Source organism: Pseudomonadota bacterium (assembly GCA_010028905.1).
GTDB lineage: Bacteria > Vulcanimicrobiota > Xenobia > RGZZ01 > RGZZ01 > RGZZ01.
Genome location: RGZZ01000202.1, coordinates 1 through 8,627, shown reverse-complemented (window position 1 = coordinate 8,627; position 8,627 = coordinate 1). Strand labels below are relative to the sequence as shown.

Genomic DNA, 8,627 nt, shown 5'->3' with positions numbered 1-8,627 from the left:
CTGTTCCGCCAGCACGTCGATCTGCGCCTCGAGGCCTACACGCACGTGGGCGACGAGGCCGCGGCACAGGCGGCGCTCGACGCCTCGAGTGCGGTGCAGCGCCAGATCTGGGACCGCGCCGTCGATGCCGTGGCCCGCTCGAAGCGCATGCCGGGGCCTTCGACGGCCTTGCTGCTGCCCGCGCTCAACGCCATGTTCGACATCACCAGCACGCGCACCAGCGCGGCCTCGATGCATCCGCCGAACGTGGTGTTCGTGATGCTCTACGCGGTAGCCCTGGCCAGCTCGCTGCTCGCGGGGTTCGCCATGTCGGCCAGCCAGCGCTTCCACTGGATGCATGCGCTGTGCTACACCGTGGCCCTGGCCTCGGTGTTCTATGTCGTCATCGACATGGAGTACCCGCGTCTCGGACAGCTGCGGGTCGACGACTTCGACCGCTTCATCGTCGAGGTGCGCCGCGGCATGGACGCACCCGCGCGCTGACCGCGTCTTCGGCGCGCGCGTAGGAAACTGCGCCGCAGCCACCGTACCCCGCAGCATGCCTCCCGCCATCTCGCCCGCGCGCGCACGGCTCATGATCGCCGCCACCGCCATCCTCTTCTCAACAGGAGGGGCCGCCATCAAGTCGTGCACCCTCACGGCGCCACAGGTCGCGGGGTTGCGCTCGGTGGTGGCCGCGGTGGTCATCGCGGCCGCGTTCCCCCGGGCACGTCGCCGTCCGAGCGGCGCGACCCTGGCCATCGGGGCCTGCTACGCGTCGTGTCTCATGCTCTTCGTGTGGGCCAACAAGCTCACCACGGCGGCACTGGCCATCTTCATCCAGTACACCGCGCCAGCCTACATGCTCTTTCTCGCGCCGCTCGTGCTCCGAGAGCCGGTCGGTCGGTCTGATGTGGCGCGAACCTTCGCCGCGATGGGGGGCATGGGGCTGCTCTTCCTGGGTACGCCAGGTGCGACCGCGTCGGCCCCTGATCCGCAGCGCGGCAACCTCTTCGCGGTGGCCTCCGGTGTCGCGTGGGCTCTCACCCTCGTGGGGCTGCGCTGGCGGGGTCGCGATGATGCGGCAGACGCCTCTCTCGACGTGGTGGTATGGGGGAACCTGCTTGCTTTCGTCTGCAACCTGCCGGGCATGGCCGGGCTAACGATGTCGCGGGTGGATGTCGTCGCGGTGGTCTACCTCGGGGTGGTGCAGGTCGGCCTGGCCTACGTGCTGCTCACCTTCGGCATGCGCCACGTGCCGGCGCTCGATGCGACGCTGCTGCTGCTGCTCGAGCCCGTGCTGAGCCCGGTCTGGGCGTGGTGGCTGCAGGGCGAGCAGGTCAGCCTGCTCTCGCTGGCCGGCGGTGCGGTGGTCACGCTCGCGTCTGTGAAGCTCCCGCGCGAGGCGCCAAAGCACGAGGCGACCTCACCCTCCGAGGAAGACGAGCCGGCCCGGGTCTACTGAAAGAAGAGTCCTGCGAGAAGGCCCGTGGCATCGTAGACGAACGTCATGTCGACGGCCTCGTGCGCGAACTTCACGCGATAGTGGTAGCGCACGTGTGTGTCGATGCGGTCGGTTCCGCGATAGTCGAGTGCTTGCAGCGGGCCGAGCGGTCGCAGCTTCGTGGCCAGGGCGCTGACGGTCTGCGGCGTCATGGCGGCGCGCAAGGCAGGGGTGAGAAGGGCGCCATCGAGTCGCCCTTCGGCGATCTGGTCGAGCAACGCATGAACCCGCGCGTCGATGCCTGGCGGCGCTTTTGCGGGCGGGGTGCTCGCCTGTCGCGCCTCGAGGGTGGCGACGAGCCCCGGATAGAAGGTCTGCAACGCGAGCTGGAGCACGGGCGCGGTCATGAATGCAAAGTCGTTCCCCATCACCACGAGCGCAAAGCCGTCAGCGGGAATCATCTCGTCATCTGCCTCGAAGCCCGGCAGTCCGCCGTGATGCCCCACAAGGGTGCGTGAACCGAGCAGCGGCAGGCACTGGAGCCCCAGGCCGCAGGTCTGGCCAGGACCTTCGCCAGTGGGCTTTGCCGCGTCGATCATGAGGCGCAGCGTGGCGGGGGTTACCAGGCGGCCTTGCATGAGCGCGATGTCGAACCGCGCGATGTCGGTGGGGGTCGATACGAGGTCTCCGCACCCGTAGTACCACGAGAGATCGCCGGGGCTCTGAAGCGGTGGCGCCACCGTCGACTGGGCCGGGCCGTATCCCATGGCCACCGACGCCGCCTCGCGGGGGAGGCCGAAGGTGGTGGTGGTCATGTGGCACGGTTCGAGCACGTGAATGCGCAGCCACGCGTCGAGCGACGTGTGGGTGACGGCTTCGACGGTGAGCCCGAGCAGAACGTAGTTTGTGTTGCTGTACGCGTAGGCGCTGCCGGGAGGAAACGAGAGAGGACGCTTCGCCCATCGATCGATGATCTGTCGCGGCGTTGTGCGACCCGCTACCGCGCCGTTGGCGATGGCGGGGGTGAGATAGTCGGGGTAGCCGGAGCGGTGCATCAGGGCCTGACGCACCGTCACCTCAGATGCGTGGGGCGCCCAGGGAACGTAGCGTGAAAGGGGGGCGTCGAGATCGATGCGCTTCTGCTCGACCTGCATCATCACCGCCACGGCGGTGAAGATCTTGCTCACCGAGCCGGCCAGATATCGGGTGGAGGGGGTTGCGGCTGTTCCACGGGTAACATCGGTGACGCCCATGGCGCGGGTGAGAGCGACGCGGTTGCCCTCGACCACGGCAATCGAGAGGCTCGGGCTGGTTCGGCGGGCGAGAATCTCGGTCAGCCCCTGATTCAAGCGCTGCGCGCGGTCAGGCGTGAGGGGCAGCGGTTCGACCGCGCGCTGGGCGGGGGCGGCGGTGGTGAGAAGCGTGAACGTGAGAAAGGCTGCCGCCGCGGTCTTCCACGCAGCGACAGCCTTTCTCGGGGCAGACATGGCGCTCAGCAGCGTCTCTCGCTACTTGTTCGCGGGCTTCTCGGTAGGCTTGTCGGCCGGTTTCGCTGCCGGCTTTTCGCTCGGCTTCGTTCCCGGCTTGTCGGCCGGCTTTGCTGGCCCGGTGCCATCAACCGCGTAGAGCAGGCACCGTGCCACCACCTGCTCGGACACAGAGATGGTCTGCGTTCCGATGGCGGTCAGCTGGGCGGGGGTGAGAAGGCTGAAGAGCTGGCTCTGGCACTCGCTGAGCACGCCGAGCTGCTTGTTGCAGTCTTCGAGAGACTCGAGCACGATCTTGGCCTGCTCTGGAGAGAGCGCAAGCTCTTTCTTCGACTGCAGGTACAGGATGCCCATGGCGACGGGGCGGCGGTCGAGCGACACCATCATGGCGCCAGGCTGGGGAGCCGATGTCGGCAGGGCGGCAGGGCTCGCCGACCCGGATGCCGTGATCGACTTGCGCACCTCCTCGATGGTCTTCGTCAGCATGGCGTCGCTGCCCGGGCTGGCGGGCCCTTGTTGCATCAGCGTGGTCATCATCTGCATGATCTCGGGGTGCGGGGTGATCATTGCGCTGAACTGATCGGGGCGCATGATGGAGACCGCCTTCGTCAGATCGGCCTGCATGCGGCCGCTGGCTTCGACCATCTTGGCGGCCACCGGGCGAAGCTTGGCGCGCTGCGCGGCGTCGAGCGGGGTCTTTGTGTCATTGAGGCTGACGATCTTGTTGACCAGACGGGGAAGCTCGTCAACGGGCGCCACCACGCCTCCACCGCCTCCCATGTCGCCGGGGCCGCCGCGACCAGGGCCGCCCATTCCAGGACCGCCCATGCCAGGACCGCCCATGCCAGGGCGAGGACTGGCTCCCATGCCGGGCATCATTCCCATGCCTGGGCCTGGGCTGCCTCCCATTCCCGGCATCATTCCCATGCCTGGGCCTGGGCTTCCCCCCATTCCTGGCATGCCCATCCCGGGCATCCCGGACGCAGGGGCGCTGGGCGCTCCTGGGGTCTCGGTGGTCGCGGTGTCTTGCTGGCTGCGGTACGATTGCACCAGCCAGGCGATCTGCACCACGATGAGGATCAGCAGTCCGACGCAGATGATCTTGACGAGGGTAGAGCCACCGCCGCCGTCATCTTGGCCGGCATTGCCTGCAGCCGACGCTGCGGGGTCATTCTGCGGCTTCTCGCCAGGGGGCACGGATGGGTCGCTCGACATCTGGGATCTCCTCTGTCTTTTCATACGGGCAGTGGGTCTCGCGCGGCTTTCACCGAGCCACCGAGACGCGGCGGGCGCGCCAGGCGGGCGCAGGTCAGGAGGATGGAGGAATCCAGGCCCCCTCCGCGAGACATTTCTCTATCCCTCGAAGCCGGTCCTCCAGAAGGGGCGATGTGCCATGCGGTGCGTTCCCGGGCCGCTTCGCCTGCATTCGGATCGGCAGGACTTTCAGGCGCAAGACGAAACCGGCCTTGTCGTGAACCAGAATCGTCTTCTGGCCGCCCTCCTGCTCCTGCTCACGATGATGCTCATCGGAGAGAACGTCCTGCTGGTCTCGACGAACAATCGCGTCCAGCAGCTGCGCACCGAGCTCACGCGCCTGCAGACCCAGGTTGCCGCGCTTCAGGTCAACGGCACCAACCAGGCCCAGATGATGTCGTTCATGCGTTCCGCGGTCCAGCAGGGAGAGAGCAGCGATGGCACTGCGACGCGACGCTCTGTCTTGGCCGCCGCGCTCTTTGCGGCGCGCTACGCGACGCTCGCCGGAGAGAGGTTCGGCACCCTCGACGCTGCGCAGAGAGCCCGCATGAAGTCGGTCCTGAAGTCGCATGTGGATGGTATCCGCGCGCTCGAAGACCGACGCAGGTCGGTCGATGCGATCTGGGAGAGCGCGGTGGCGGTCGTGTTCAACGATAAGCAGCGCGCCTGGCTGCAACGCAACGACGATCTCGTGCAGGCGAAGGGAGCCGAGATCTTGCGCGCTTCGATGGGCATGACCGATTCCGAGACAGAGGCGCGGGTGGTGGAGCTGCTCGACGACCGCGTCAGTGACGCAGAGGCGCAGCACTGAAGTGCCCGCGAGGTGGCGTGCGGCTCTTGCCCTCGTGCTGCTCGCTTTCGCGGGCGGGCTGCTGTGGTACACGACATCGCGACCGGCCAACCTGCTGCCGACCGAAGACCAGGTGTACGCAGAGATGATGGCGCGGTTCCACCCTGACGAGCGAGGGCGCATCACCCTCGAGATCTGGGAGCGTGGTGGCGGTGCGCGTGTGACTTTCAACGCATTCGACTTCAACGGGAACGGCGTTCTCGAACTCGCTGAGTTCAAGGCCATGGTCAGCACGGTCGCGCCGAGACCGGTGCTGTGAACGGCGCAGCGCCCGTATCTCCCGCTCGGGCTGGCCTCGGCTGGCGAGGTCGCGCCGCAACTGTGCTGGTCTGCCTCGCGATGGTCGCGGTGGCGGTCGCAATGCGCGCGGTGAGCGCGCGAAGCCCCTTCAAGCCTCGCTACATCGTGATGGTGTCCATCGACACCTGTCGCGCCGATCACCTCGGCGCCTACGGCTACGGTCGTCCCACCTCGCCGAGCTTCGATCGCATCGCAAGGCAGGGCACCCTCTTCACGAACGCCTTCAGCCAGAGCGACGAATCGCTCTTCTCGTACGGCTCGATACTCACGGGACGCTATCCGGGTGACGTGGCGCCCCTGCGACACGCCACGTATCGGGTGCCCGCCGATGTCCCGACCCTGGCGTCACGGCTTCAGGCCCACGGCGTTCCCACCGCGGCCTACGTCGCTGGGGGGCATCTGTCTCATCAGTACGGCTTCTCGCGCGGCTTCGATACCTATCGGGACGAGTGGTCGTTCGGGTCGTTCAGAGACACCGTGCCGAAGGCGCTCGAGCGCTTGGAGCAGGCAGTGGCCGATCGGACCGGGCTCTTCCTGTTCGTGCAAGGCTACGATCTCCACGACCCCTATCACAAGCCGGAGGGCTTCGATCGCCTGTACGACGCCGATTATCAAGGGGTGGCCGAGACGGTGGCGGCGCGAAGAGCCGGGGTGGAGTGGGTGTATCGCAACAAGTGGTATGCCGAGCCCCCGAGGGGAACGCTTCTCACCCAGGTGCTCAGCAGCCCCGACACAGCGCTGCTCGAGCCTGTGCTGCAGCGCTTCGAGCGCGCCGGCGCGTCCGCAACCTCCCTCGGGGAGCGAGATCTGGCCCATCTCACCGCCGTGTACGACGCCTCGGTCACCTACGCCGACCTCTGGCTCGGCGTTCTCGCGGCCCGCATCGAGAAGCTGGGGATTCGCGACGAGACGCTGCTGATCGTCTTCGGCGATCACGGTGAGGAGCTCGGCGAGCGCGGCGTCTTCGGGCATCGCGGCAGCCTTGTCGACACGGTGCTGCACGTGCCGCTCGCCTTCTGGGGCGGAGCCGAGGTGACGCGGGGACGGTCGGTCTCGTCGCTGGTCGAGCTGCGCAGCCTGCTGGCCACCGTGGCCGACTATGCCGGCGTCGCCGTCGAGACGACGAGCGCCCCCAGCCTGCGCTCGCTTGTCAATGGAGAGTCGGGGGGCGGACGCGAGGGGGTCGTGTCGCAAGCGCCGCTTCCCGGGGCGAGCGTTCGTGACGCCCGACATCGACTCGTCTTCAACGAACGGGCGTGCGGTGAGGCGCCCCTCACAGAGCGGATCGTGCAGGCGCCGATCGACGCCGCCCACTTCTCGCTCTACGATGAGGGCGCGGGGGCAGGCGAGACTCGCGATCTCGTGAGCAGCGCTGAGGCGCCGCAGATCGTTGAGCGGCTGCGCCGCCTTCTCATCGCGGCGCTCAAGGGAGATCAGGGCCGATGATGCGTGTGCGCGCGTGCGCGGTTCTCGCCCTGCTGGCTGTCGCGGCCGTGACGGGCGGCTGTCGATCGTCTGCCGGCACGGCGCAGCCGTGGACGCCGCGCGTCGTCATAATGGTCGCCCTCGACACATGTCGCGCCGATCACCTCGGCTGCTACGGGCACGCGCGCGACACCAGCCCCAACATCGATCGCCTGGCTCGCCAGGGGGTGCTGTTCGAACGCGCTTTCAGCCAGGCCAACGAGTCTCTGCTCTCGTACGCCTCCATCTTCAGTGCGCAGTACCCGCAGCGCATCGGCCCGATGAGCTACGACTTCCGCTTTCCCCAGAGCGTTCCCACCCTGCCGTCGCTCCTCTCTGCGCAGGGCGTGCGCACAGGGGCTTTCGTTGCCGGGGGGCACCTCCATCACGACTTCGGATTTGGACGCGGCTTCGAGGTCTATCGGGACGAGTGGGACTTCGGCAGCTTCTACAACACCATGCCGCTCGCGCTCAGCTGGCTGACGCAGCTGAAGGGCAATGAGCACGCGTTCATGCTCGCCCACACCTACGATCCGCATGTGCCGTATGTGAATCCTCTGTTCGGGGAGATCTTCGATCCGGACTACAAGGGTGTGGCGGACAAGATCTTGCAGAGACCTCCGGGGGTCGACAGCATCGCGGGCGACGTGTACGTCAAGTGCGAGCCTCTCACCCGCTTCCTGTCGTTCACCAAGGAGGGGCAGAGCATCATCGACCCGGTCGTGTTCAAGCGAATCGAGCAGGAGGCGGCGGTTCCCGCGAAGGGCGTGAAGCTCACGTCGCGTGACCTGCAGCACATCGACGCGCACTACGACGCCTGCATCGCGTACGCGGACCTCTGGGTGGGCCTCCTGATGGCGCGCATCCAGGCGCTTGGTCTCGAGCGCGAGACACTGGTGATCATCTTCGGCGATCACGGGGAGGACATGCGCGAGCACGGGTTCTACAACCATCGCATCGCGGTGAGCGATTCGTGCACCCACGTGCCGCTCATCGTGTGGGGCCCAGGCGGCATCGGCGGGGGGAAGCGGGTTGCGCAGGTGGTTCAGCTGATCGACATGGTGCCCACGGTTCTCGAGATGCTGCACCTGTCTCCTCTCGAGAAGGCCGATGGACGAAGTCTCGTCTCGCTGCTGCAGGGCACTGCGTCGTCGAGCGCTGACGCCAAGGCCTTCAGCGAGGGGCTGCTGCCCATGATGACCGTGCGTGCCCCCGATGCGCGTCTCGTTGTGGAGAGCCACTCGAAAGACCCCATGCCCCCACCCGGCAGCGACAAGACCCGCTTCTACACCATCGACGCCGCAGGGCGCGAGCGCGAGGGTGATCGTGGCAGTGCCCGTGCGCGCGAGCTCTACGACGCGATTGCCCGCTGGCGTGATCAGCTGCGCTGAGATGGCGAGCTCCAACGCGTGGAAGCGTATCTTCCTCGCGTCACTCCCTCACCTCGTGAGCCGGATGGCAGCAGCGTTGACCGGCTTTCAGCTCTGCGCCCGCAGTGACCCTCAGCGCGCGCTGATGCGCCTCTCAAAGAGAGGGATGTAGGCGTCGAGGGTGCGTGGCAGGGGCACCTTCCCGTTCGAGACGAGGTCGACGAGAGAAGCCCTCTGTGCCTCTGTGAGAATGTCGAGGAGGCGCCGATCGAGCGGGGAGCGGGCAAGCTGGTTCTTGTCCAGCTGCGTCCGGATCTCCGGCCAGAGCGCGCGCATCTTCGCGCACTGATCGGCGGAGAGCGCGATGACGGGCGTGTGGGCTGCGTCGTCGGCGAGCAGTCCACCGATGATGTCGTGGAGGAAGAGGATGTCTTCGCGCGTGGGCGCAGCGGCAGCCGCTCGCTCGGGGCGCCGGGTCT

Annotated in this window: 9 protein-coding genes; 6 read left to right on the top strand and 3 right to left on the bottom strand. The window is 67.3% G+C overall.

Going from position 1 to position 8,627, the window contains the following annotated elements:
- Both EB084_14065 and EB084_14060 read left to right on the top strand, forming a co-directional pair.
- Positions 1 to 483, top strand: a 483-nt coding sequence (locus EB084_14065) for a DUF4239 domain-containing protein (protein ID NDD29382.1), incomplete at its 5' end; no start/stop codon positions are given.
- A 55-nt stretch (positions 484 to 538) separates the two neighbouring features.
- Positions 539 to 1,444, top strand: a complete 906-nt coding sequence (locus EB084_14060) for a DMT family transporter (protein ID NDD29381.1) — start codon at positions 539 to 541, stop codon at positions 1,442 to 1,444.
- Here EB084_14060 and EB084_14055 read toward each other — a convergent pair.
- Both EB084_14055 and EB084_14050 read right to left on the bottom strand, forming a co-directional pair.
- Positions 1,438 to 2,910, bottom strand: coding sequence for a class A beta-lactamase-related serine hydrolase (locus EB084_14055; GenBank protein NDD29380.1), 1,473 nt, complete (start codon positions 2,908 to 2,910; stop codon positions 1,438 to 1,440). The genes EB084_14060 and EB084_14055 overlap by 7 nt on opposite strands.
- Positions 2,911 to 2,931: 21 nt before the next feature.
- Positions 2,932 to 4,125, bottom strand: coding sequence for a hypothetical protein (locus EB084_14050; GenBank protein NDD29379.1), 1,194 nt, complete (start codon positions 4,123 to 4,125; stop codon positions 2,932 to 2,934).
- 178 nt (positions 4,126 to 4,303) lie between these two features.
- Between EB084_14050 and EB084_14045 the strand changes: the two genes are divergently transcribed.
- From EB084_14045 to EB084_14030, 4 genes are all read left to right on the top strand, one after another.
- Positions 4,304 to 4,975 carry a hypothetical protein gene (locus tag EB084_14045; protein ID NDD29378.1) on the top strand — a complete coding sequence of 224 codons (672 nt, stop codon included), beginning with the start codon at positions 4,304 to 4,306 and terminating at the stop codon, positions 4,973 to 4,975.
- Between the two features lies 1 nt (position 4,976).
- Positions 4,977 to 5,273 (top strand): hypothetical protein, encoded by a 297-nt coding sequence (locus tag EB084_14040; protein NDD29377.1) that lies wholly within the window; start codon positions 4,977 to 4,979, stop codon positions 5,271 to 5,273.
- A gap of 62 nt (positions 5,274 to 5,335) precedes the next feature.
- Complete coding sequence (locus EB084_14035; protein ID NDD29376.1) at positions 5,336 to 6,760, top strand: hypothetical protein; 1,425 nt, start codon at positions 5,336 to 5,338, stop codon at positions 6,758 to 6,760.
- Positions 6,757 to 8,169 (top strand): hypothetical protein, encoded by a 1,413-nt coding sequence (locus tag EB084_14030; GenBank protein NDD29375.1) that lies wholly within the window; start codon positions 6,757 to 6,759, stop codon positions 8,167 to 8,169. Before EB084_14035 ends, EB084_14030 begins: the two co-directional genes overlap by 4 nt.
- 111 nt (positions 8,170 to 8,280) lie before the next feature.
- Here the strand turns inward: EB084_14030 and EB084_14025 are convergent.
- The coding region (locus tag EB084_14025; GenBank protein ID NDD29374.1) for a hypothetical protein at positions 8,281 to 8,627 on the bottom strand (347 nt) is incomplete at its 5' end.

What these genes read in the sequence shown, in the direction of transcription:
- EB084_14060 (NDD29381.1), top strand. Translation starts at nt 539, where the DNA reads ATGCCTCCCGCCATCTCGCCCGCGCGCGCACGGCTCATGATCGCCGCC.
- EB084_14045 (NDD29378.1), top strand. Translation starts at nt 4,304, where the DNA reads ATGCGGTGCGTTCCCGGGCCGCTTCGCCTGCATTCGGATCGGCAGGAC.
- EB084_14050 (NDD29379.1), bottom strand. Translation starts at nt 4,125, where the DNA reads ATGTCGAGCGACCCATCCGTGCCCCCTGGCGAGAAGCCGCAGAATGAC.
- EB084_14055 (NDD29380.1), bottom strand. Translation starts at nt 2,910, where the DNA reads ATGTCTGCCCCGAGAAAGGCTGTCGCTGCGTGGAAGACCGCGGCGGCA.
- EB084_14030 (NDD29375.1), top strand. Translation starts at nt 6,757, where the DNA reads ATGATGCGTGTGCGCGCGTGCGCGGTTCTCGCCCTGCTGGCTGTCGCG.